General features: G+C 47.4%; 17 protein-coding genes, 1 tRNA gene, 1 pseudogene and 1 riboswitch. All 19 genes and pseudogenes read right to left on the bottom strand.

Going from position 1 to position 24,133, the window contains the following annotated elements; translation table 11 throughout:
- Window positions 1–7: 7 nt before the first annotated feature.
- The 19 genes and pseudogenes from nadA to QZQ46_RS08145 all read right to left on the bottom strand — a co-directional run bounded on the left by nadA (window position 8) and on the right by QZQ46_RS08145 (window position 23,366).
- The gene (nadA, locus tag QZQ46_RS08225; RefSeq protein WP_296828750.1) at window positions 8–913 is read right to left on the bottom strand and encodes a quinolinate synthase NadA; all 906 of its coding nucleotides are present in this window, start codon (window positions 911–913) and stop codon (window positions 8–10) included.
- 241 nt (window positions 914–1,154) lie between these two features.
- On the bottom strand, window positions 1,155–2,411 hold the full coding sequence (locus QZQ46_RS08220) for an NADP-dependent malic enzyme (protein ID WP_296828748.1): 1,257 nt from the start codon (window positions 2,409–2,411) through the stop codon (window positions 1,155–1,157).
- Between the two features lie 24 nt (window positions 2,412–2,435).
- Complete coding sequence (locus QZQ46_RS08215; RefSeq protein WP_296828747.1) at window positions 2,436–3,848, bottom strand: aldehyde dehydrogenase family protein; 1,413 nt, start codon at window positions 3,846–3,848, stop codon at window positions 2,436–2,438.
- Window positions 3,849–3,959: 111 nt separating this feature from the next.
- Entirely contained in the window at window positions 3,960–5,279 is a 1,320-nt protein-coding gene (locus QZQ46_RS08210; protein ID WP_296828745.1) for a branched-chain amino acid transport system II carrier protein, read from the bottom strand.
- Window positions 5,280–5,364: 85 nt separating this feature from the next.
- A riboswitch (SAM riboswitch) is annotated at window positions 5,365–5,463 on the bottom strand.
- A gap of 72 nt (window positions 5,464–5,535) precedes the next feature.
- Window positions 5,536–6,183 (bottom strand): endonuclease III, encoded by a 648-nt coding sequence (gene nth, locus QZQ46_RS08205; RefSeq protein ID WP_296828743.1) that lies wholly within the window; start codon window positions 6,181–6,183, stop codon window positions 5,536–5,538.
- 1 nt (window position 6,184) lies between these two features.
- The gene (gene larE / locus QZQ46_RS08200; RefSeq protein ID WP_296828742.1) at window positions 6,185–7,018 is read right to left on the bottom strand and encodes an ATP-dependent sacrificial sulfur transferase LarE; all 834 of its coding nucleotides are present in this window, start codon (window positions 7,016–7,018) and stop codon (window positions 6,185–6,187) included.
- Between the two features lie 132 nt (window positions 7,019–7,150).
- A complete protein-coding gene (locus QZQ46_RS08195) occupies window positions 7,151–8,602 on the bottom strand; it encodes a nicotinate phosphoribosyltransferase (RefSeq protein ID WP_296828740.1) in 1,452 nt (483 codons plus the stop codon).
- A gap of 182 nt (window positions 8,603–8,784) precedes the next feature.
- Window positions 8,785–9,720, bottom strand: coding sequence for a transketolase family protein (locus tag QZQ46_RS08190; protein ID WP_296828738.1), 936 nt, complete (start codon window positions 9,718–9,720; stop codon window positions 8,785–8,787).
- Entirely contained in the window at window positions 9,717–10,541 is an 825-nt protein-coding gene (locus QZQ46_RS08185; protein ID WP_296828736.1) for a transketolase, read from the bottom strand. Before QZQ46_RS08185 ends, QZQ46_RS08190 begins: the two co-directional genes overlap by 4 nt.
- Window positions 10,542–10,822: 281 nt before the next feature.
- The gene (panB, locus tag QZQ46_RS08180; RefSeq protein WP_287771495.1) at window positions 10,823–11,662 is read right to left on the bottom strand and encodes a 3-methyl-2-oxobutanoate hydroxymethyltransferase; all 840 of its coding nucleotides are present in this window, start codon (window positions 11,660–11,662) and stop codon (window positions 10,823–10,825) included.
- On the bottom strand, window positions 11,659–12,528 hold the full coding sequence (locus QZQ46_RS08175; protein ID WP_296828733.1) for a Rossmann-like and DUF2520 domain-containing protein: 870 nt from the start codon (window positions 12,526–12,528) through the stop codon (window positions 11,659–11,661). Before QZQ46_RS08175 ends, panB begins: the two co-directional genes overlap by 4 nt.
- Before the next feature lie 328 nt (window positions 12,529–12,856).
- Window positions 12,857–12,933, bottom strand: a tRNA-Val gene (locus QZQ46_RS08170).
- A 272-nt stretch (window positions 12,934–13,205) separates the two neighbouring features.
- The gene (locus QZQ46_RS10605; protein WP_366134851.1) at window positions 13,206–13,421 is read right to left on the bottom strand and encodes a DUF4357 domain-containing protein; all 216 of its coding nucleotides are present in this window, start codon (window positions 13,419–13,421) and stop codon (window positions 13,206–13,208) included.
- Between the two features lie 200 nt (window positions 13,422–13,621).
- Window positions 13,622–14,044: a hypothetical protein gene (locus tag QZQ46_RS08165; RefSeq protein ID WP_296828731.1), complete on the bottom strand. Its 423-nt coding sequence runs from the start codon at window positions 14,042–14,044 to the stop codon at window positions 13,622–13,624.
- A 108-nt stretch (window positions 14,045–14,152) separates the two neighbouring features.
- Entirely contained in the window at window positions 14,153–15,082 is a 930-nt protein-coding gene (locus QZQ46_RS08160) for a site-specific integrase (protein WP_296828729.1), read from the bottom strand.
- A 42-nt stretch (window positions 15,083–15,124) separates the two neighbouring features.
- On the bottom strand, window positions 15,125–19,165 hold the full coding sequence (locus QZQ46_RS08155) for a type I restriction endonuclease subunit R, EcoR124 family (protein WP_366134848.1): 4,041 nt from the start codon (window positions 19,163–19,165) through the stop codon (window positions 15,125–15,127).
- 33 nt (window positions 19,166–19,198) lie between these two features.
- A pseudogene (locus tag QZQ46_RS10600) lies at window positions 19,199–19,411 on the bottom strand (restriction endonuclease subunit S); the annotation flags it as partial.
- A 138-nt stretch (window positions 19,412–19,549) separates the two neighbouring features.
- Window positions 19,550–20,791 (bottom strand): restriction endonuclease subunit S, encoded by a 1,242-nt coding sequence (locus tag QZQ46_RS08150; protein ID WP_296828727.1) that lies wholly within the window; start codon window positions 20,789–20,791, stop codon window positions 19,550–19,552.
- Window positions 20,784–23,366, bottom strand: a complete 2,583-nt coding sequence (locus tag QZQ46_RS08145; protein ID WP_296828725.1) for a type I restriction-modification system subunit M — start codon at window positions 23,364–23,366, stop codon at window positions 20,784–20,786. The genes QZQ46_RS08150 and QZQ46_RS08145 overlap by 8 nt, the downstream gene beginning before the upstream one ends.
- Window positions 23,367–24,133 lie beyond the last annotated feature (767 nt).

Here is a 24,133-nt window from a genome sequence, read left to right as displayed (position 1 = left end):
CCTTCTTCTATTCAGCTAAGGCCAGCATCCGTTCCAAAGCGCGAACGGCCTGACCTGCAATCTTGGAATCGACAAAGACTTCGTTGGTCTCGTCACGAAGGCAGTCGCGGACCTTTTCCAAGGTTACCTTCTTCATATTGATGCAGTACGCCTCTTCCATGGCCGGATAAAAAACCTTGTCGGGGTTGCGCGTTTCCAACTCATAAAAGACGCCTCCTTCGGTGCCGATGATGAATTCCTTGGCGTCTGACGAGCCGGCGTAGTCGATGATGCCCGACGTGCTGCCGACGTAATCGGCCAGGGCCAGAACCTCTTTGCGGCATTCGGGATGGGCCAGGAACAAGGCCTTGGGATGAGCGGCCTGTACTTTCTTTACGTAGTCCGGATCGACCGTATCGTGGCGGGGACAAAAGCCCTGGTTGAGAATGAAATGCTTGTCCGGCACCTGAGTCGAAACGTAGTGGCCCAGATTTTTATCGGGCGTAAAAAAGATATTCTTCTGCGGAAGTTTCTTCACGATCTTGACGGCATTGGACGACGTGACGCAGACGTCGGACGCAGCCTTTACGGCAGCCGTCGAATTGACGTAACAGACGACGGCCAAATCGTCGTACTGAGCCCGGGCCTTTTCAATGGTCGCCGTGTCGGCCATGTGGGCCATGGGACAGGTCGCCGTGGCATCGGGCATGAGGACTTTCTTGTCGGGATTGAGCATCTTGGCGCTCTCGCCCATAAAGTCGACGCCGGCAAAGACGATGACTTTGGCCTCCGTTTCGACGGCCTTCTTAGCCAAACCGAAAGAATCACCGACGTAGTCGGCATAGGCCTGGACCTCGTCGGGAACGTAATAATGGGCGAGGATAATGGCCTCTTTTTCCTTTTTCAGGGCAGCTATCTCATCTTCAATGTACACAGGTTTTCATCCTTTCAGGGAAACGGGACCGCCCTTCGGACAAGTCCCGTTCAATCCGCCAGTCCCGAAGGCTGACGATCACTTTTTATTTACACCAATTATACCCTATTGACTGAATTTTGACAATACTACTGTCATGACAATAAAAGGTGAATCGCTTCGACAAAACAGTAACTCACGACAAGCAAAAATCCGTCCCCAAGGCAGGGCCTCAAAGGACGGATTTTACTATCATACGTATTTATTTATCATTGACCGATTCAGACACGGCGCGGAATTTGGCAATCGTTTCAGCCGCTTCCCGGCGGATGTCTTCAGGGTCGCGCTTGATGCGGGCAACGCCGCTGTCCATAGCCGCTTTAGCGACAGCTGCCGACACAGCCGGAGCTACCCGTTCGTCGAAGGCATTGGGGATGACGTGGTCTTCAGCCAGTTCGTCGTCCGAAACCAGGGACGCAATGGCATAGGCTGCGGCCAGCTTCATGTCTTCGTTGATGCTGCGGGCCCGGACGGCCATGGCCCCGCGGAAGATCCCCGGGAATACCATGACGTTGTTGATCTGGTTCGGCGCATCGGACCGACCCGTACCGACGACTTTGGCACCGGCTTCTTTGGCCGACGCGTAGTCCGTTTCGGGAATGGGGTTGGCCATGGCAAAGACGACGGCATCGGAAGCCATGGATCCGATGAGCTCCTTGGTGAAAATATGCGGAGCCGAAACGCCGAGGAGCAGGTCGGCGCCTTTAACGGCATCGGCCAGGGTCCCCTGCTTCTTCGCCTTATTGGTCACCTCTGCCAGCGCAGCCTGGACGGGATTGAGGCCTTCCATGCCGGCATAGAGGATGCCCGGACGGTCGACCATGGTGACGTCGCCGGCACCGGCACGAACCAAGAGGCGGCCGATGGAAGCACCGGCAGCACCGGCACCGTTGATGACGATGCGGGCCGTCTTGAGGTCCTTCTTGACATAGCGCAGGGCGCCGATGACGCCGGCTAAGGCGGCGATGGCCGTACCGTGCTGGTCGTCGTGGAAGACGGGGATATTCATCTCCCGCTTCAGCGTTTCTTCGATTTCATAGCATTTAGGAGAGGAGATATCTTCCAAATTGATGCCGGCAAAAGACGGCTGCAGCCGCTTGACCGTTTCGATGAACTCCTTGGGATCCTTCGTGTCCAGGCAGATGGGAACGGCATTGACGCCGCCAAAGACCTTGAACAGGATGGATTTCCCTTCCATGACCGGCATGGCTGCTTCCGGGCCGATATCCCCCAATCCGAGGACGCGGGTCCCGTCCGATACGACGGCAATCATATTTCCCCGGCAGGTCAGATCAAAGGACAGATCCGGATCTTTGGTGATCTCCCGGCACGGCTGGGCAACGCCCGGCGTGTAGAGAACACTGAGGTCGTCATTGGTCTTCAAGACGGCATGGGGAAAGGTGTCAAGAATGCCGTGGTTTCCTCGGCGGATCTTCATGGCTTGTTCATCAAAATTCATATCAAATAACTCCTCTATAATGGTTTATGCGTTAAAAATGGCCTGCGGTTCCGTAAATTCGAGCATCCCGTCCTGGCCGCCTTCACGGCCGATGCCGCTGTCCTTAAAGCCGCCAAAGGGAGCCGTGACGTCGCGCGGGCTGTCGTTGACGTAGACGTTGCCCGACAAGATGCCTTCAGCAACCTTGCTGGCTTCTTCCTTATTGGGACCCCAGACGGCGCCGTTGAGGCCGTATCGGGTAGCGTTGGCAATTTCCAAGGCTTGGTCGACACTGTCATAAGTGAGGACGCAGAGGACAGGACCGAAGATTTCCTTCTGAGCAATGGTCATATCCTTGGTCACATCGGTGAAGATGGTCGGATTGATGAAGTAGCCTTTTTCAGGCGGTTCAGGCCGGCCGCCTGCCAGGACCGTAGCCCCTTCTTCGATGCCCTTGGCAATATAGGAATCGACGATATTCCACTGTTCTTCCGAAGCAACGGAACCAATTTTTGTCGTTTCCAAGGTCGGATCTCCGACGACGTATTCCGGCAGGACCTTGACCAGGATCTGTTCAATTTTTTCCTTGTCTTCCTTAGGAATGATCAGACGCGACAGCGCCGAGCAGGTCTGGCCGCTGTTGAGCAGGAGCGAATTGAAGCACATGCGGACAGCTTTTTCATAGTCAGCGCCCGGCAGGAGGATGAACGGCGACTTGCCGCCCAGTTCCATAGTGATGCGCTTCAGCGAACCCAAGGCACGCTGGGATACTTTGATTCCGGCTGCCGTCGAACCCGTAAAGGATACCATGGCGATATTAGGATCGTCGCAGATGGCGTTGCCGACCTGGCTTCCGCGGCCCGGCAGGAGATTGAAGACACCTTTCGGGAAGCCCACGCGGTCCATAGCGTCCGCCAAATAATAGGCCGTTACCGGCGTGTGCTGGCTCGGCTTCAAGACGACGGTTGCACCGACCAAGAGAGCCGGAACGACTTTTTGAACAATCTGGCCCAAAGGATAGTTCCACGGCGTGATGCAGCCGATGACCCCTAAGGGACGACGGTAGATAACGGATTGAGGCAATTTTTCGACTAAGGGCAGCTTCGGTGCCAAATCGATGTAGGACTGAATCCGCACGAGCTGATAGCCGATATGGTTGGTCTTGGCAAAGGAGACCGGTATGCCCAGCTCATTGACGACGGCATCAGCCATCTGGGGTTCTAACTGAATGAGCTCTTTCAGCAGCTTTTTCATAAGGTCAATTCGTTCTTCAATCGGTCTTGCCGACCATGCAGGAAAAGCTTTGGCTGCAGCAGCAGCGGCAGCAGCGACATCTTCTGCACCGGCAGCGGCAACGGTAGCGTAGATTTCCTTCGTCGCCGGATTTTGTACGTCAATGTACTGACCAGACAAGGGGGCTACCCACTGGCCATCAATATACAACTTTTTCAACTCCATGAAAAAAACCTCCTTTGTTTTGAATTATGTTATCATTATAGATAGAAATTCTTTATTATGCAACTAAAAAGGCATTGTATTATGAAAAATCTTGGTACAATGCCTTTACTGTTATTTTGCTTCGACTTCAAACGCCTCCGACGGCGACGTAAAATGCCCCAGGATCGAACCGCCCAGAAGGCCGACTACAAAGGGAATGATCCAGCCGAAACCATAGGCCGACAAAGGAACAGCGGCGACGATGGCTTTCGCAAAGGCCAGACCGCTCAGTCCCGGCAGGGATTCCAGGCAGGCGAAGAGGGTGACCAAGTAGACGGCACCCTTATAGCCCCCCTGATTGGGCAGCAAGGGCCCGACGATGCCCAGGACCAACAGGGCCAGGCACGGCGGATAGGCGACGCCGAAGATCCAGCCGATATAGGTAACGATGCCGTCGACGCCGAGGAAGGCCGTCAACGCCGACAGGAGCGAGCAGGCGACGGCAGCCTGTTTATAACTGATGCGGTTGCCGACAGTCGTGCTGGTAAATTCGGCAACAGCGGCGATCTGGCCGATGGCCGTCGTCAGGCAGGCCAGGACGACAGCGATGCCCATGGGAATCATGACCCAGGAGCCGATGCGGTGGATGATGGCCACCAAGAGCTCAGCCCGGCCGACGGTCTGAGGATAATATTGGCTGACGCTGGCCCCCATGTAGAGCAGGCTGCCGTAAATGACGAACAGTAAGATAAAAGATACGATACCGCAGTAGATGAGGACTTTATTGCGCTGGCCCACTTCCGTATAGCCCTTGCCGTGAATGGAGCTGATGAAGACGGCTGCCATGATGAAGCTGACTAAGACGTCGCCCGTATTGTAGCCGCCGAGGAAGGCATTGACAAAGGGATTATCGGCTGCCGGTTCTGCCGGAGTTCCCAAGGGAAAGAAGACGCCCACGACGGCGACAGCGACCAAGATGAAGGCCAAAGCCGGCGTCAGATACTTACCCATGCGGTCCATGACATTATGAGGATCGGCGACGAAGAAGTAGCAGAGCAGGAAATATAAGACGACCAAAGGAATCATCGGTGCTGCCGGGAAATTGCCCTGAACGCCGAGCTGGATGGCCGTAGCCGCCGTCCGCGGAATGGAAACGAAGGTGCAGACCAGCATCAGCGCTGCCAAGAGAATGCGGTACGTATATTTCCCGACCTTTTCCGTAATCGCATGGACGTCACCGTTGAGTCCGATGACGATGAGCGTAAAAATCGGCAGAAAAATACCGGACAAGGTCAACCCGGCCAAGCCGGACAAGAAATCACTGCCGCTGTTTAAGCCCAAGTGCGGCGGAAAAATAAGATTGCCGGCGCCGAAATAGGTCGCAAAGAAGGCAAATCCCAGGATCACCACATCCCGTTTCTTAATCGTCTGTCTGCTCGAAGAATCATTCATAAAAAGTCCCCCCAACCCCATAATAAAAATAAGTGCGAACTACATAAAAAAGAGGCGCTGCCTTCAAGCTGCGCCTCAAATCGTCATCATATCTTTCAGGAATAGCCTGTAGGAATTGGCACCTTACCATTGGCAGGTTGCCGCAGCGTCATCGGGCCCATCCCTCAGCTGCTCTGGATATTGCGGTTATGTAATTTTATGTATTGCTAGTATTTTATAAAACTTTTCGCTGTTTGTCAACAACTTTTTAACAAAATCACTTTTTAGACGGCTTATTTTGATTTCCCGGGCATAAATCGGCCAGGAAACAATCGTCACACAAGGGCTTTCGGGCCTTGCAGATCCGGCGTCCGTGCCAGATGAGCCAGTGATGAGCCCGGCTCCACCATTCCTTGGGAATGGCTTTCTGCAGCCCCTTCTCGACTTCAAGGGGCGTCTTGCCCTTGGCCAATTGAAGGCGATTGGATACGCGGAAGACATGGGTATCGACGGCAATGGCCGGAATGTCGAACAAGACACTGACCAAGACATTGGCCGTCTTGCGGCCGACGCCGGGCAGTTTCACCAATTCTTCAAAGGACTGAGGCACTTCGCCGCCATAGTCTTCGCAGAGGATGGCACAGTTGGCCAGAATATTCTTGGCCTTGCTGTGATAGAGGCCGCAGGTCCGAATCTTTTCTTCCAGCCCGTCGAGGCCGAGGGACAGCATCTTATCGGGCGTATTGTATTCAGGGAACAAGCCGGCGGTCACGATATTGACCCGTTCGTCCGTGCACTGGGCCGACAAGATGACGGCAATCATCAGTTCAAAAGGCGAATTATAATGCAGGGCCGGCTTCATGATGCCGTACTGATCCTGAAACCGCTGGAGCATTTCATCTTTTATTTTCTTAGAAATAGCCATATCACTTTTCTTCCTCATCGGTATCGATTACGTCATTGAGACTTCCCATTTCATAGCCGCCGAGATCAAGGGTTACGTAGGAAAAGCCCGTATCCTTGATGGCCCGAACGATCTCTTCCCGGTGCGCCAGGACCGACGGGATCTCGTCTAAGCCCACTTCGATGCGGGCCACGTCACCGTGATAGCGGACGCGCAGCGACCCTTGGACATAAGGGGCGACGGCCGCTTCGGCAGCATCGATCTGAGCCAGCAAATGAGGCGTCAGGCGGACGCCGTAGGGAACGCGGCTGGCAAGGCAGGCGGCACTCTGCTTATTCCAGGTCTGAAGGCCGAATTCTTTGGACAGGGCCCGGATATCGGCCTTATTCAAGCCGGCTTCAATCATGGGGCTGCGGACGGAATCGGACAGTTCTTCCAAGGCCTTCATGCCCGGCCGATAATCGCCGAGATCGTCGACGTTGCCGCCGTCGATGACCCACTGATAGCCTTCGGCCTTAGCGAGGTTTACCAGAGCCGTAAAACGGATCTTCTTGCAGTAATAGCAGCGTTCCGGCGGATTGGCCACGAACTGCGGATCATCAAACTCCGTCGAATTGACCAGGCGGTGCTCGACGCCGATAAATTCAGCCATAGCCTTGGCGTCAGCCGCTTCACTCCCCGGCAGGGTTGCCGATACGGCCGTAATGGCCAGGACCTTATCGCCCAGCACTTCATGGGCGGCATAGGTCAAGAAAGTACTGTCCACGCCGCCGGAAAAACCGACGACGACGCTTCCCAGCGATTTCAATATATCTTGAAGCTTTTCATATTTCTTGCGCGTATCTGTTGAAATCATTAAAGATTCCCCCTTATACAATAGTGCAGAAAAGGCACCTTCTCCCCTCTTCCCGCAGGGCCTGTAAAGCCGCCGCAGACAAGAGCGCAGAAAGAGCCTCCCTGTTTGGCCATCTCCCCCTCAATGGCCGGCTTAGAAGAAATGAGCCGATTCTTCTTTCAACACGGCATCACGCAGGGCCGACAGCTTGCTGCTGCGCTGGACCCACATTTCTTCCGGATTGACCAGACGCAGGTATTCAGGCCACAAGGTCTGAATCTGTTCGTCGGCATAGGTCATGATTGTCTTGAGATCCGGTTTCTTGTAAACTAATTCACCCTTTTTAAAAATAGGAATGAGCATTTCCTGGATCCGGTAAGTACCGGCCGGAATCGTCCGGAAACGCCACGGAGCCTTGTCGCTCTTTAAGAGCAAGTCCTTCGATTCATCGATGCTTTCCCCTTCGAGGATGATGATGTCGGCCTTCATCTTGCCCGTCTTCTTGTCATAGACGCGAAGGACGTTCTTGAGGCCCGGATTGGAAATTTTTTCGGCATTGTCGCTCATCTTGATCTTGGGTACGAACTTGCCGTCGTCATACTGGCCGACGAGCTTGAAGACGCCGCCCAGCGACGGGCTGTCCTTAGCCGTGATCAAATTGGTGCCGACGCCCCAGGAATTGATGGCACAGCCCTGGGCTTTTAATTCCGAAATGAGGTTTTCATCGAGGTCGTTCGAGGCCGCGATGATGGCGTCGGGAAAACCGGCAGCGGTAAACATCTTGTGGGCTTCCTTGGAAAGATAAGCCAAGTCGCCGCTGTCGAGGCGGATGCCATAGACCTTAGGCAAGGTGCCGGCAGCCTTCATTTCCTTGAAAATGGTAATGGCGTCGGGAACGCCCTGTTTCAACGTATTATAAGTATCGGCCAACAAGATGAGGTTGTTGGGATACTGCTGAGCATAATGACGGAACGCTTCCAGTTCCGACGAGAAGCTCATGACCCAGCTGTGAGCCATGGTCCCTAAGACGGGCATGCCGAATTTGGCCCCGGCCAGGACGTTGCTGGTCCCGTTAAAACCGCCGATCATAGCCGAACGGGCACCGTAGACACCGGCCGATTTCCCTTGGGCGCGGCGCAGGCCGAATTCCATGAGATTGTCATTGCCGGCGACAGTCCGGACGCGGCGAGCTTTAGTGGCAATGAGGCTTTCATGGTTCATAATCATAGACATGCACGTTTCTAACAGCAGCGCTTCATCCTTCTTCGTTTCGACGCGAAGGAGGACTTCCTGCGGGAAGGCGACAGTGCCTTCGGGCATGGCGTAAATATCACCGGTAAAGCGCAGCTTTTTCAAATAGTCCAGGAATTCCTGACGGAAAAAGCCGGTGCTCTTCAAGTACGCCAAGTCATCGTCACTGAAGTGGATGTTTTCGACGTAGTCGATGAGGTGTTCCAAGCCGGCGACGACCGTATAGCCCCCTTTAAAAGGATTGTTCCGATAATAGCGGTCAAACACGCACTGCTGCTCGTGCTTGCCTTCAAAAAATAAGCCCTGCATCATCGTCAACTGATACAGGTCTGTCAACAACGCTTTCGTGTACAAAATAACTCGCCTCCAAAAAAATGTTATGTCTATTATACATCAGTTAGCCAAAAAGAGACAATCAATTACCGATTTTGCATGCTCTTCAAAATACTATTCAAACTTAGCATGACAGCCCTTTACTTATGCCGGATTTGAAAAAAGCTGCTCTCCCGATTCATACAGGATGAGCAGCTTGGTCATTATTTTCTTTTCATAACTTTCCGGACAGCAGCGACGACGTCTTCAGCCGATAAATTATAGGCCTTCAATAAATCATCCGGTTCTCCCGATTCGCCGAAGCGGTCCTGAATGCCGACCAATTCGACGGGAATGGGATGGTGCTGGGCCAAGGCTTCGCAGATGGCACCGCCGAGGCCGCCCATGATCTGGTGTTCCTCACAGACGACGGCTGCCCCCGTTTCGGCAGCACAGGTACAGATCGTATCGAGGTCGAGGGGCTTTACGATGCGGACGTTTACGACGCGGGCCGAAATCCCTTCCCTTTCAAGAGCTTCGGCTGCCGTCAGGGCTTCATGGACCATGAGGCCGTTGGCAAAGAGGGTCACATCCCTGCCGTCGCGGAAGACGGCGGCCTTATAGAGGTCAAAAGGCGTGTCTTCACGAGTAATGACCGGTGCCGGATTACGGCCGAAGCGGACGTACGACGGGCCTTTGAGGTCATAGACGGCAAGGGTCGCCTTATAGGTCTCCCACCAGTCACAGGGCGTGATGACCGTCATATTGGGGATCGTCCGCATGAGGGCGATATCCTCCAGAGCCTGATGAGTCGCCCCGTCAGGACCGACGGAAATACCGGCATGAGCCCCGCCGAGCTTGACGTTGAGGTTATTGTAGCAGACCGTGTTGCGGATCTGTCCCCAGCCGCGGCCGGTCAAAAAGACGCCGTACGTCGAGACAAAGGGCACGAAGCCCGTCAGGGACAGGCCGGCTGCCGTGCCGACCAGATCTTGTTCCGATATGCCGACATTGATATATTTATCAGGAAATTCCTGGCGAATCCATTCGGTCCGCGTCGACTTGGCGACGTCGGCATCGAGGACCATCACATCGTCGTGAAGGCGGCATAATTCTAAGAGGGCCTTGCCATAGCCGTCGCGCATAGGTACCCGGTTCATGACTGCACCTCCGTTGTCAATTCTTTCATAGCCTGAGCATACTGCGCTTCATCCGGTGCAGCACCGTGCCATTCGGCCTGGTTTTCCATATAAGAGACGCCCTTGCCCTTGACCGTCTTGGCCAGGATGACCGTCGGTTTATCCGTGCGGGCTTTGGCCGCCCCGTAGGCGTCATAGAGGGCATCCGTATCGTGGCCGTCGACGTGAAGGACGTGCCAGCCGAAGCTTTCCCACTTGGCATCCATCGGTTTCATATCCTTGATGGTGGCCATAGAGTCGACGAGCTGCAGGCCGTTGCAGTCGACGATGAGACAGACATTGTCCAGATGATGTTGACCGGCAAAGGCCGCCGCTTCCCAGACCTGTCCTTCCTGCTGTTCCCCGTCGCCGATGAGACAGAACACCTGATGAGACTGTTTCTTCAGCTTGAGGCCCAAAGCCATGCCGTTGGCAATGGACAGACCTTGCCCCAAAGAGCCGACGGCGCAGTCGAGACAGGGCAGCTTCTGCAGGTTTGGATGGCCCTGAAGAGGACTCCCTACCGTCCGCAGCGTATCGAGCCATTCCAGAGGGAAATAGCCTTTATGAGCCAGGGTGCTGTAAAAAGCCGGCGCCGCATGGCCCTTCGACAAGACGAAACGATCCCGCTCCGGCGCATGGGGCCTGTCGGGAAAACACGTGAATATATCGGTAAAATAGAGCGTGGCCATAATTTCGACAGCCGATAAGGAACTGCCGGGATGGCCGGAGCCGGCACGGTAAATAGACCGCACAGTATCCCGCCGTATCTGCATACATACGTCGCGTAGATCATGCCTCATGAAGCATAGCCTCCTATAGATATATAGGTCGATTAAGAAAAAAACGCCGCAGCCCGCCCCTTTCGTCGAGCAGGCAGTACGCGTGCGTTCGGACAAACGACCTCTGTTGTTCGCTTCCTTTTCTTTAGATTATTGTACAATGATTACATACGCAAGTCAATCGCAATCAACGGCCCAAAGCCGCTTCATGCAAGTATTGCAAGGCTTTTTTCAGGACGATGAAAAAACGCAAAAAGCCCCGTCAGAAAAGACAGGGCTCTGTAAGGGCTGAGAAAATAATCCTACTCCTTCATCGCTTTGACGACTTCCGGATCGACAGCAAAACTGTATTCTTCATTGGGGAAGCTCCGATCCTGTACCTCTTTGATGTACTGGCCGACGGCATCGACGATGGTCTGATGGAGGTTGGCATAAGTCTTGACGAATTTCGGACGGAAACCGCCGCTCATGCCCAGCAGGTCCGTGCAGACCAAGACCTGACCGTCGCAGACATTGCCGGCCCCGATGCCGATGGTAGCAGCCTGCTTCAAGGCCTTGGTGATTTCCGCTGCAATATCCGTCGGGACACATTCCAAGACGATGGCAAAGGCACCGGCTTCTTCCAAAGCCAAAGCTTCCTGGATCAGGCGTTTCGCCGTTTCGGCATTTTTCCCCTGTACCCGGTAGCCGCCGAGCTGATGGACCGACTGGGGCGTAAGGCCGATGTGGCCGACAACGGGAATCCCGGCCGTGGTCATAGCTTTGACAGCTTCACAAACACTGGCGCCGCCTTCTAATTTTACGGCATCACAGCCCGTTTCCTTCATCAGCCGTCCGGCATTATGAAGGGCCTGGCAGACGCTTTCCTGATAGCTCATGAAGGGCATGTCGGCGACGACCAGGGCCCGTTTCGTCCCGCGGACGACAGCTGCCGTATGATGGACCATATCGTCCATGGTGACCGGCAGAGTCGACGTATGACCCATGACGACGTTGCCTAAAGAATCACCGACGAGGATCATATCGATGCCGGCTTCGTCGACGTTCTGCGCCATGACATAGTCATAGGCCGTAATCATGGAAATGGGCGTCCCTTCCCCTTTCATTTTCTTGATGGTCAGATTGGTTACTTTCTTATTCATTCGTGAACTCCTTCCGCCATCGCAAGGATGTGTTTCAGTACTTCATACTGGTTTTCCGTAATCGTTCCGTTTTCTAAAGAGAGGTCTCCGGCAGCGCTGCTGAAGGCGCAGTAAGCGTGGACCAAGTCTTTGGGCATGGCTTCCAGGTGTTTGGCGACAGTACCCGTATCACCGCGCGAAACAGGGCCTGTCAAAGCCTTCCGCCAAAGATCGGTCCGGTCGAGGTTTTCTACGGTCCCTTTGAGGAGCGGCATCAGTGACTGCGCTGCCTGTCCGTCCGTTTCCGTCCAGCGCCGCATCAGCTGCTGGCCGAGAGCCACAGCCGTCACGACGTAATTAGAACAAAAACAAGCAGCGGCGTGATAGAGGACCCGTTCTTCCGGCGGCACAAAGAGAGGCCGGCTGTCCAATTCCCGCACAAGAGCAAGAGCTGTCTCTTTGGCCCGGTCATCACCGTCGACGGCCATGTAGATATGGCGCAGTAAGTCTCCCGACGGCTCGGCAAAGCTCTGCAGGGGATGAAGGCTGCCCACGGAAAATCCCAGGGCCGAGAGCGGCTCAAGGGGCGACAAGTCCATGGCGCCGCTGCAGTGAAGAACAGACGCATCACGCGGTCCGTCATCACCGGCAAGGGCCTCAGCCAAAGACTTGGCAACGCTCCCGATCACATCGTCACGTACCGTAAGCAGCAGGACATCACAACTGCGAAGAAGGGCTGCCCCGTCGGTATAAGCCTTGACCTGAAGGGACTGCGCCCGCTGCGTCGTATGTTCTTTTGTGGAACAAAGAATACCTTCAACGGCTGAAGGCAGGGCTAAAACAAAAGAAGTGCCGACCCTGCCGGCACCAATAATACCTAAACGCATGATGAACTCCCTCAAAAAAAGCGCATTCCTCCCGGGAATGCGCATAAAAAGCCTACGTTTACTAGATTCGTCCCAGTCTTTCGATCCAAGCGACATGCTATGAAATTAAAAATATGCGTAACCGAGACCTTAGCGGTACGGATCCCACGGATTCCGTCCAATCCCAGTTACAACTACAGAATACACTATTTGTGAAAATTTTACCAATATCATTTAGGAATAGACATTCATCTTTGCCCGGCGCAATTGAGATAATAGGCCATAAATTTAGGCAAAAAAATAAACATATCCGAGCCGGCATTCCTGCCATGTTCGGATATGTTTGCTGTGGTGGGCGGTAATGGATTCGAACCATCGACCCCCTCGATGTCAACGAGATACTCTAACCAACTGAGCTAACCGCCCTCATATATAATTTGTCATGCGACTTTGTTATTATAACTCATCTTCAACGTCTTGGCAAGGCCTTTTGATTATTTTTATTTCAAAGGTCAATCACATAGTAAATAAACACTCAGACATTGCAAAGAGACCGTCCTGCAATGTCTGAATCTTTTAATCATATCTTTTTATTTCAACTTACACAATGAATAAGGTTTCAACATAGATATTTTGACAACCTTATCCATCCTTAACGAATCTTTGTATTAAAAGACTATCGCGTTATAGGACCTATCTCAGGATTCATGAGATTCCTTGTCCTTAATGCTCTGTCCATCTGGATATAACCACATAATTCGACCATTCGCACTTCCTCCGACTATACAGGCAGCCGCAGTAGAAGGGCTGTCAAAAAATACATCCTCGACGAAGCATCCGTTTTTAATTTTGTTCTCAGCAATCAGTATTCTTCGGCGGTTATGGATAGAATTAGGACACGACGGGCGTTCCACCGCACTGAAACCGGAGCCCTTGCACACGACAAAGTGATTTCCCGTAATATAAGCCGTTGCCGCGACTTGTCTACCTGCAAGATGAAGAATTTCTATATCTGTTTCACTGTCAGTATGCCCAAAAATTCCATGAGGAAATAGTTCCAGGTAAAACTCGATATCTTGAATATAATTTTCGCAAGTATGTATCTGTCCACCACTTAGATGATAGTGTCTTTCCTAAATGCCCTAGTACAATTCATCTTTTTAGGACTCGTAGTCAGACATTTCCTAAAGTGCTTATGAACATATTCACACATCGCATTTTCAATAAATTGCAGCTCATTACTGCTGATATTAAGATCTGTAAATTTAAATCCTAAAACAGTATGCCACGAAGAATCGATATCATCTGAATGAGTATTCAAAATTCTTCTTTGAATCGTATCCAATCCCGTCTGTCCAACATATACCGCATCGGATTCAACAAGAAGCAAATAAATACCCGGCCCATTTAATTCATTTTCATAGTCCTGTATATTTTCTTTCTTGACTCGAATAACGGATATTTTTGATGAATCACTACTCATCGTAACGGTATCCTCATAAGTACCATCCGCTAAATATATTTTTAGGCCGCGCATTGAACAATCACTCCTTAAATTATATTTTTAGATCGACTTGCTTCTAACTGAGGCCGCATGTCGATTTTCTGTATAAAAATCCTCCATCGGCGCAGTCTCATTCACTGGTTACATAAGATTGGACAACGATCGCATAATAAGATCTATATCCTGATTTTCAAGTTCCTGTATAATATGTAGATATGTTTTCTGTGTCGTCGTCATGCTGGCATGACCAAGTCGCCTTGCTACGCTTGCAATGGAAACTCCGGCAAAAAGCAGAATAGATGCATGGGTATGGCGAAGCCCATGAACAGATATTACAGGAATTTCAAGTTTCTTACAGCAACGTTCTAGGATATCATTCACAGTAGAATTATATACTTTTTTCTTGGTGATAAAAATGGGTTTATCCGGCGGCATATCTTTGACAAGAAAGGCAAATTGCATGATTACTTGCCAATCAATCTGTATTTTTCGGACAGACGACTTATTTTTTGTAGGCGAAAAACCTCCCCCATTTTTATAATCCCATGTTTTGTTCACAGAAAGAGTCTGATGGGCAAAGTCAAAGTCATCCGGAGTGATAGCAAGAGCTTCCGAAAAACGCATCCCCGTCTTGGCAACCAAAAGGATAAACCAGTCCCAATTAACTTCATTCCCAAGATTCAGGCTTTTCAATAACGTATGAAGTTCAAACTGATTCAAATATTTGATTTTCTTTTGGGACTGGGCTTTCCCTTTGATAATAACTTTTCTGGTCGGATCTCGAGGAATAAGTCCTTCATCAACAGCATCAAGGATTGATCCTTTTAACTGATGATGAAAATCCATAGTCGTCTGACGTTCATGTTCCTTGGCATATTCGTTAATGATCTGCTGATAGGCCACCCGCGTCACATCACAAAGTCTAAGATCTGGAGCCAGCCGCTCCAGCCAAGAAAGGCTCATGTGGTACTTAGAAAGGGTTACACTACGAATAGCGCCTTCCTTATATACAGATATCCAGTTTCGATAATAATCTTTTAAATAATCTGTTGATCTATTTTCGATTGCCATAAGTGCCTCCTCCCTACGCCGATGAAGGATTGGAGGCATTAATTATTTATGTTTTTCTTCTTCATCCGGATCAGGAATGTCAATCCCGCCTTCAAGGATAAACTTAGTGAGTAGTTCATCCACACGGTTGTTCACGCGGAATGGCGGTAAGCACTTCCCATCGACTTTCGTGAAATACTGTTGGGCTTTTTCTCTTACCACTGTCGCTTTCAACTCATCAAACCGCCCGTATTCATTCAAATTATCTTTTGTTACATGAGCATCCATCATTTTTTGCAGGAGTTCCTCAGAACAGCCAAGGGAATCAGAAAGTCTCCGTTCTTGCCGTCTCTTTGCATTGCTGGCGTACTCTACAATATAATCTCTGAAGGTCTTGCCTTCCGTAAAGCAGACATCCCCGGTCTGTACATCATGAAGAAATAGGTTGGCATACCTTTGTTCCTCCTGGGAGAGGAAGGCAAACGATTTATGGAGTTCCGTCAGCGTTGCTTCTACAGCAGCCGGATCCGCATTGGGATCGCTCAGTTGTTTTCTCCACTTTTCAAAACGAGAGTTCATATAGTCGTTGTCAATAACCCCGGTGTTCTGCTCCGTGAGATAAGGATCGATGGGGAAGGTAATGTCATCATCATCTCCTCTATTTCCATCATCAGGTTTGCGAAGTTCTTTATACCGCTGAAGGAGGATATTATACTGTTCTTCCGTCGGCAACAGATGAATGATTTCTTCCTTGCTCGTGTCTTCTGCATCAATGATAGAAGAATATTCCGTCTTATCCCAAGTAAAGCCCTGAATTCTTGCCGCCTGCAAATAGGTAGAAAATTCACGGAAAAGTTTGGCAAATTTAGCTTTTGAAGGAAGATCTTCTGGCAACTTATCCATAGCTGGGACATCAGCATTCTTAAAGATATCCACCATGTCTACAAAAGTTGCATTCATATGGCGAACATTATCAGGCAGATGGTCAGCAAAAAGACCTTGCGGACGATCGCCGGAATAGAGCTGCACAGCGTCTTCAATATTCCGCTTCATCGTATGAGGCATTCGGTAATAACGAATGGAACCAAAAGGCTTTTCATTGATGTTAAAAAGACGATTGGTACGCGAAAATGCCTGGATTAAATTCTGATAAACCAACACCTTATCCAAATAAAGGACGTTAATCCACTTAGAGTCGAATCCGGTCAGCATTTGATTGACGACAATCAGCAGATCCAACTGCATTTCAGGCTCTACTCGTTCATAGGGCTTCTTGTGGGCCAATCTTGCCGATACATCTTTCTTAAATTTAGCATAGCCACCGATATCGAAACATTGGCTGAAGGTTTCATTATAATCTTCAAGCATCGCTTTTAGTCCGTCTTCTTTATCAAGCGAACGTTTCCCACCTTGATTATCAATCGTCGGATCAAAAAGCCCGGTTACTTTCAGGTTGGGATATTTTTCCCTGAATTTACGATAGTAACGGACAGCTTCCGGAATGCTGCTGGTAGCAAATAAAGCATGAAATTTACGATTCCGTGAAAGGGTCAACCAGTTTTCGGCAATATTATCGACTATCGCCCATTCATATTCATCGGTCTGCCAGGCTTCATCTCCCACATAGTCTTCTATCCCCTTCAAGTATTTCCCGTCCTCCTGTCGTTGTCCTGCCATGGGCACTTCAGATGGCGACATGAAATGATAGTACTTCTTGCTCATACTCGGGTCCGTTACAGCCTCTTCCTCAGACCTTGCCCCGGATTCCTGCAAGGCAACTTTCTTTCGCAACTCGTTATCTTTATAGACCATTACCATCGTGGGGTCGAATCCGAGAACATTTTTATCACGAATACCATCGGCAATACTATAGCGATGCAATTCATCACCAAAAATATCAGCCGTCGTCGTCATGACTTTTTCATTTTCACGGAATACAGGAGTTCCCGTAAAACCGAAAAAGAGCGCATGGGGGAATGTCGCCTTAATAGTGGAAAGCATTTCGCCAAAGGTAGAACGATGACATTCATCAATAATAAATACGAGACGTTTAGATTTCATGGCCTCAAGGTCTTTTGCCTTCATGCTAACTTCTGCATCGTCTTTGATATTGCTCATCTTCTGAATGGAAGAAACAATCAAGGTATTTTTAGGATCATTGCTTTTCAGTTTGCTGATCAGCGTGACCGTATCTTCTGTTTCCTGTACGTCATCGGCATTATCGGCAAAAGCCCGATATTCCTTGAGAGACTGTGTACCAAGTTCAATCCGGTCCATCAAGAATACGACTTTGTCAGCATCTTTCGAAGCTGCGATAAGTTGAGCTGATTTAAAGGAGGTCATCGTCTTGCCGGATCCCGTTGTATGCCAAATATAACCGCCAAGCTGATTTCCTTCTTCCCAGTCGTGTTTAGTCACACGGTCAGAAATATTATTGGCAGCATAATATTGGTAGCTTCGCATGACTTTCAAAATACCATCGGAATCATCTGCAACGGTATAGAACCCGACTAACTGATGAGCCATGGGAATTGATAAAAGCAGCTCAGCAACACGCTTCCAATCGTTGATAGGATCATTATTCAAATCTGCACAGTGGAAATAAAAATCAGGATTAAACCGTCCATCGGGGCCCGGATTAGAAAAATACAACGTCTCGTTCGGATTCATTGCCACAAAAATTTGAATAAGGGAGAAAAAGCCCGTAAAAAGCCCTTCATGAGCGTATTTTTCAATTTGATTGGCCGCTTCAATTACGGGAACACCGGACTTTTTCAGTTCGATATGAAAAACAGGCATGCCGTTAATCAATAACATCAAGTCACCGCGTCGATCTTGCAATACTTTTTCGTGGCGGGCAAATAGAGGTTGTTGAACAATCTGGTAGCGACTTTGTAAGGCGGCGATTTCCATGGGGTCATAGATTTTCAAGCTTACTTCTTTTCCATAGTGCAAGGTATCTTTAGGATTTTTTCGAGTTATGGATACGGTTTTCCCATTGATGAAGCCGTTCAAAGCCAAAGGAGTCCGAAGGCGATTGATTTGTTCTAGAAGATCATCGATTTCTTCTTGAACGAGAGGAAAATCACCCAAGCGGTCGATACTCCGATTGTTTTCAAAAAGAATATTCGCCCAGTTTTGAATCAATTCTTTTTCTGTCGGATACTTAATGACTTCCTGTCCCCAACCGTAACGCTGCAATGCAGTAATCAAGGCCGCTTCAAAATCTACTTCTTTATCAAAATCATCCATAACTTTACTCCTATTCTTATAAAATTTCCATAAATTTAGCTTTCGTTGATGAAGGGTAATGAGGTTGTCGATGTTATCTAAACAATGTCCTATCAGCTGTTGTTCCTCAAGATTAGGTAGCGCAAGTTTCCCCATGCAAAGCTTATCATAATAAAAGTATAGACGAACTCCGCCTTCTTGTAGCTGAACTATGAGTTTTTGAAAATTATCGGACTTAAACCAATGCCAAAGAAAACGATCATCTACGTCACCTGTGGTCTTAAAAACTTCATAAAGCGAGCTGACGATTACGTTATCAGATGTATTTTGGTAGCCAATCGAACCTACATTGATTCTTGCTGGATTATATGCAAAAGAATGTGGAGAAACAATATAATACATTCTTTTATCAGCTTCACGCATTGTCCCACCATTTTCAAATTTTTCATCCTGTGGAACAAATCCATTTTCATTAGTTATTGAATAACTCTTATAAGGGAGATCATCTCTATTCTTTTTTCCTGACAAAAAGGTAATGTCAGATAACTTACGCTGTTCCCAAACTATATTTAAGGAATAAATTTCTCTATTTTTGAAAACTTTTAACTTTCGCTGATGAAGGGTAATGAGATTGTCCATCTGTTGAAAAAACTTTCCTAGTTTTCGCTGTTCTCCCCATTTGGGCATCAAAAAGCTTAATTTTCCGAGGGACTTTCCAGATATTTCTGCAAATGTTGATCCAGCCGCCACTCGTTCCGCCTCATGCTGAATCATATTTCCCATAGAAAAAATAAAATATGGGTCTATATCATTATTACATATCAATGATTGAAACCCTTGATTAGTAGCCCCTGCGTGCTGTAAGATAGCCATATTTCCGATTCCCGCACGACTTGTAAATAGTACAGTCTTATTCGCTGGCAGAATTTTAGCAGAGCTATTTTTTAAGCCTTCTTCAGTAATTTTACGAATACTGCCACTGGCAAATATTTTATCGCCAATTTCAGCTGGAGTATACCAATCTATATCTCCATCCCAATAGTCAGAATTATTTGTACTAGGTGTTCCTCCTCCTATAATCTCAGCGACCTCATATAGCTTACGCTGTTCCCAAGATATAGAGGTATAGTTTCTTCATTTCGTGATTGAAAATTATCAGTATATCTCAAAATATAAGCATAGGCAGCTTACGCTGTAATTGAAAATAAGTCTATTCATTATATCTCTATTTCTGCAGCTTAATTACTTCTCTAAAATCTATACAAACATTCTTTCAAGCATAGATTTTTTTATTTTTTGCAGTTTTTCCAACTTACTCTGATGAAGGGTTATAAGCGCATCGATATTTTGAAAATACTTCCCTATCTTTTGTTGTTCTGCCAAAGAGGGGGTCATTAAAGTATATTCACCATATTCTCGAGCATTGACCCCAGGCTGCCCCGAACGCTGAGAAGTGATACGAATATAGTTATCGTAATCGGATGTCAATGTATTTTGAAACACGAATTTTGAATCATGATCTTTTTTTATTCTTGCTCGAATAAGAAAACCAGCATAATATACAAGGCCATCAGATTGCTTATAAATATAAGTTTTTCCGACACTTGCACCTGTACGAGCAAAAAGAACATCGCCTTCTTGCAATACATAATTTTCTACTTGAGAAAGGTCTGTATCTGGAGATGTCAAAGTTTTCTTAAGGAACTCATGCGTAGAATCATCTATATCCGTAATTCGAAGATATTTATTTTGTCCATCATATTTTTTTGCAGCCACATTCAACCCATACTCAAATGATTCGGTAATATCTCCTAACTTACGCTGTTCCCAATCGCCCGTAAAACCAGAAAATCTAATTTTCGGCACTTTTTGTCCATTTTTCGGAAAACAATTTTCGAGCATTGATTTTTTAATAATTTTCAATTTTTCGCACTTACGCTGATGAAGGGTAATGAGATCGTTTAGGACCTTAAAAAAATCTCCAATTTTCTGTTGCTCTTTGCACGATGCATATGGAATTTCTATTTCACCGACAAGCTGCTTGTTCAGTCCACCTCGTGACCCAGCTCCAGATGAAATCATTCGCAATTCATCATATCTATTTTCCAGATTACAAAACACAAATTCTGAAATAATATCCTCCGAAAATATCATCGCTGCAATAGATTGGTTAGTAGTAAGCGGAATGCGATTAATTGCAACAGTTCCACGCGTCTTCCCTTGCCCCGCCAACGCAATTAAAACCGAATTTACAGGTATCATTTTCGCATTGGAATTATTCATTCCTTCTTTAGAAATCATATTATCAGTGAACGTAATATATTTTTTATGGACTTCTCCAGAAGACAACCATGGAGTCTCTTTAGGAAACCAATACTGAGGCACTCCGGTACGAGGAGTACCTCCAGCACAAATTTCTGCTACATCAGAAACCTTACGCTGTTCCCAATCATCCGTGAAGCCTTTAAAGCGAATGCGTGGTTTTTTCTTCTTATTCATCTATTTCACCACCTATCAATTTTTGCAATTCTCGGATTCCCGCCATATCGGCATCGGACCCGGTAAGATCCGATAGCATAGAAGACAGTAATTTCTCCGTACGTCTAATATCGTCTTCAATATCTTTCATAGTGACAGAATATTTTTGTGCCAATAACTCCACTCGTTTCGTAAAATCGTCAATCATGGCATCAGCAAGAGCGGCGATGCTATCTACAATCGGGGTAACCCATTTTTCATGAAGGAGTTGCCGTACATCTTCATCAGAAAAGTTTTCAATCGTCTCTTTTGTCAAAAGATGCAATGAATTTTCTTCTGCTTTGATTTGTTTTTTTAGATTTTTTTCCTTGTCATTCAAACTTTGAGCACTTTTAAGAGTTTGAATCAATACCTTGTTGTCCGCTTCATCTTCCTTGAGTACTTTTATGACACCTTTTATATTCTTGAATACAAACTCATCATTTGATTCATTCAAAGCATCGCTAATAGTGTTTTTATCCTCTTCACTCAAAGTCTCAATCAGTTCTTCATAAGCATGGGGAATTTCAGCGAGATCATCGCGTTTTTTCGTCAATGCACTCAATTCTTCAGAAAGATAAACTTCTTGGACCAACTCGAACTCCAGGGCATGCCCTTTCCAGCCCTCTTGCACCTCAACTTCTTTGCCTTTTTGTTTCTTTACAACCATATTGGGATCAACTTTTTTAAAAGTATCCATTCCTTCTGCCTGAACGAGCTCTAAGTCTCCAGAGATTATATTGTACTGTTCTTCAAAACTTTCATACGCCTGATAAGGATCTAAAAGCGATACACCCGAAAAACGCTGAAATAGGTCAGAAGCGATTTGTTCCTCCATTTTAGGGATAGAAAGCGCCAAAGCCTGATCAATCAGATTTTTATCCAAGAATTCGCCGAAATCAGCAAATCGACGGTGAAAGCGTCCCAGAAAATTCTGAACATCAAGATTATTCCGAATCGTTGTTTTAATGTCCTCATTCTTCACAGAAACATATTCATCATCGCCGGTAAAGAGTTCTTCCTTAAGCGAGGGAAAGACTTTCCAATAGGAATTTAAAACCGCAAGTTCAGACACAGGAACTCCGCCAAACATGGAAGCGTAAATATCATAACTTTCCGTCTCTTCCGAAGAATCCACGTAGCGCGGAATATTCAAATTATAGTCATTCGCCCTAATTTCATCACGACTGACCAAGCGGGAATACTTATCTATACTCAGCCGTCCCTTCACCGTATCTACGACACGCCGAATATCAGAATCCCTGAGTTTATTCTTTTTAGCGTCTTTCACAAATCCCTTAGAAGCGTCGATTATAAGGACATCCGTATTTTCTCTTTTTTGCCGTAACACCATAATAATGGTCGGGATTCCTGTGCCGAAGAAGATATCCGCCGGAAGTCCGATAATCGCATCGATATTGTTCTGTTCAATAAGGTTTTTACGGATTTGTCCTTCCTCACCACCACGGAACAGTACTCCATGCGGTAAAACAATGGTCATAATGCCATCCGGTTTCAGATGATAGAGATCGTGCAGTAAAAACGCATAATCGGCTTTAGATTTCGGCGCTAGACCGTACCGAGAATAGCGGGAATCGTTTTCTTTTCCAGAAGGATTCCAGCGTTGAGAATAGGGCGGATTAGAAACAACGGCATCTACATAAAGCGGATTATACGTCCCGACCGGGTCGGAATCTTCAAAATATGGCCAGTCATCTTCCAGGGTATCCCCCCTGCGAGTTAAGATATTATCCGGCAAGATACCGCGCATGACAAGGTTCATCCGGGTCAAATTATATGTACTGGGCGTGATTTCCTGGGCATAATAGCGAATACGATTTTTATTTTTCATATATTTTGCTGTCGTCTGACCTATGTTGATAAGAAGACTGCCGGAACCGCTTGTCGGATCGTAAATATCAATCTTCTCTCTACCTCTCAGATGATTAGCCACAATTTCAGACATGAGGAGAGAAACTTCATGAGGCGTATAAAATTCTCCAGCCTTCTTTCCGGCGTTCGCCGCAAAGTTTGAGATCAAGAATTCGTAAATAAAGCCCAATACATCATAATCCTGTTTTTTCTGCATAGGAATCTCAGCAATAAGATGAACCAAGTCACGAACAGATTTGGTTTGAGACTGTGTATTGTCGCCCAATTTGGAAAGTCCTGTTTCGAGGGTATTAAAAATGCCTGAAAACACTTTTTTGTGAGAAGGAGAAATGAGACGAGTAAAGGAAGATAAAGCGGTACGAACATTGTCTACAGAAAAATCAGAACCTATCTGAATCCAAGTTGAAAATAGATCTTTATAAGAGATAAAGTACCCGAGATTTTTCTGAACGTTAGAAACGGTATCAGTATCGGCTTCGTTTACATAATTTATAATATCTTCTGTCGTATATTCTTGAGACAGGAGCCACTGCTCTTCTTTATCAGACAAATATTTATAAAAGATAAATCCAAGGATATAGTCTTTATATTCATTAGGTTCGATTTTCGACCGCATACGGTTTGCAGATTCCCATATTTTCGTAGCCAGCTGTTGTTTATTCATTGAAGTATACTCCTTACTATATATATTCGTTCAATAATCAAACGTCTGATTCTAATCTCAATAAAGTGCCGTTATCATCGTAATAATCCTTATTATTAACGATTATCCTGCATAATAAATAGTATAACATTATTCGATTCTTTATTCTATTCTTTTGAAAAGAAACCGCCACATGGAAATCCACATTATCTCCTAACCTGTTGGAAACAAATAGGCAAAAAAGGATGTCTCATGACAAATCACGCGACAGCCTTTTTATTCGGAGGCAAACGATAATATTATTTACCTTCAAAGGTAGAAAAGTAGGTTCACGTTCTATTCACTCTATACTTTCTTATCGGTAGGCAGTTTTTCACTTCGGGGAGATGTACTACATTAAAACGATTCTTTCAGACATCTCTACCGATTGCATAATGCACTTCTTCCACCAATTTCTATGCAAGTTATCACTCCAAAAATATTTCTCCTAAACAACCTAAATAGACATAACAAAAGCCGGTGCAAGACATCACTGACAGATGCCATGTAACGGCTTTTTGTATGCGATATTCAGTTTTACGAGCCTTCTCAGCTTTCCGTCTCCTTGTCCGGAATTATCCTACAAATCTTTCTAATCGGGCCTAAGAGCCCTTTCAGGATCTCGATTATCAGTTTATACTCGTCTTCCTGAACGGGACGTCTAACTCGCTTCTACAGCGTGTTTTCCTTAAGTAATCAAAACCACCAGTTTAACTGGTGGTTTGCTCAGGCCCTATAAGGGCCTATCT

Origin of the sequence: uncultured Megasphaera sp., assembly GCF_900539295.1 — a bacterium.
Classification (GTDB): Bacteria; Bacillota; Negativicutes; order Veillonellales; family Megasphaeraceae; genus Megasphaera.
Note: the sequence above shows the minus strand (reverse complement) of the source record. Positions and strands in the feature narration are given on the sequence as shown.

Bases quoted from the DNA above. Each gene is read 5' to 3' on its own strand.
- QZQ46_RS08220 (WP_296828748.1), bottom strand. From the start codon at position 2,411: ATGAATTTTGATGAACAAGCCATGAAGATCCGCCGAGGAAACCACGGC.
- QZQ46_RS08215 (WP_296828747.1), bottom strand. From the start codon at position 3,848: ATGGAGTTGAAAAAGTTGTATATTGATGGCCAGTGGGTAGCCCCCTTG.
- QZQ46_RS08210 (WP_296828745.1), bottom strand. From the start codon at position 5,279: ATGAATGATTCTTCGAGCAGACAGACGATTAAGAAACGGGATGTGGTG.
- nth (WP_296828743.1), bottom strand. From the start codon at position 6,183: ATGGCTATTTCTAAGAAAATAAAAGATGAAATGCTCCAGCGGTTTCAG.
- larE (WP_296828742.1), bottom strand. From the start codon at position 7,018: ATGATTTCAACAGATACGCGCAAGAAATATGAAAAGCTTCAAGATATA.
- QZQ46_RS08190 (WP_296828738.1), bottom strand. From the start codon at position 9,720: ATGAACCGGGTACCTATGCGCGACGGCTATGGCAAGGCCCTCTTAGAA.
- QZQ46_RS08185 (WP_296828736.1), bottom strand. From the start codon at position 10,541: ATGAGGCATGATCTACGCGACGTATGTATGCAGATACGGCGGGATACT.
- panB (WP_287771495.1), bottom strand. From the start codon at position 11,662: ATGAATAAGAAAGTAACCAATCTGACCATCAAGAAAATGAAAGGGGAA.
- QZQ46_RS08175 (WP_296828733.1), bottom strand. From the start codon at position 12,528: ATGCGTTTAGGTATTATTGGTGCCGGCAGGGTCGGCACTTCTTTTGTT.
- QZQ46_RS08165 (WP_296828731.1), bottom strand. From the start codon at position 14,044: ATGCGCGGCCTAAAAATATATTTAGCGGATGGTACTTATGAGGATACC.
- QZQ46_RS08160 (WP_296828729.1), bottom strand. From the start codon at position 15,082: ATGGCAATCGAAAATAGATCAACAGATTATTTAAAAGATTATTATCGA.
- QZQ46_RS08155 (WP_366134848.1), bottom strand. From the start codon at position 19,165: ATGGCTATCTTACAGCACGCAGGGGCTACTAATCAAGGGTTTCAATCA.
- QZQ46_RS08150 (WP_296828727.1), bottom strand. From the start codon at position 20,791: ATGAATAAGAAGAAAAAACCACGCATTCGCTTTAAAGGCTTCACGGAT.
- QZQ46_RS08145 (WP_296828725.1), bottom strand. From the start codon at position 23,366: ATGAATAAACAACAGCTGGCTACGAAAATATGGGAATCTGCAAACCGT.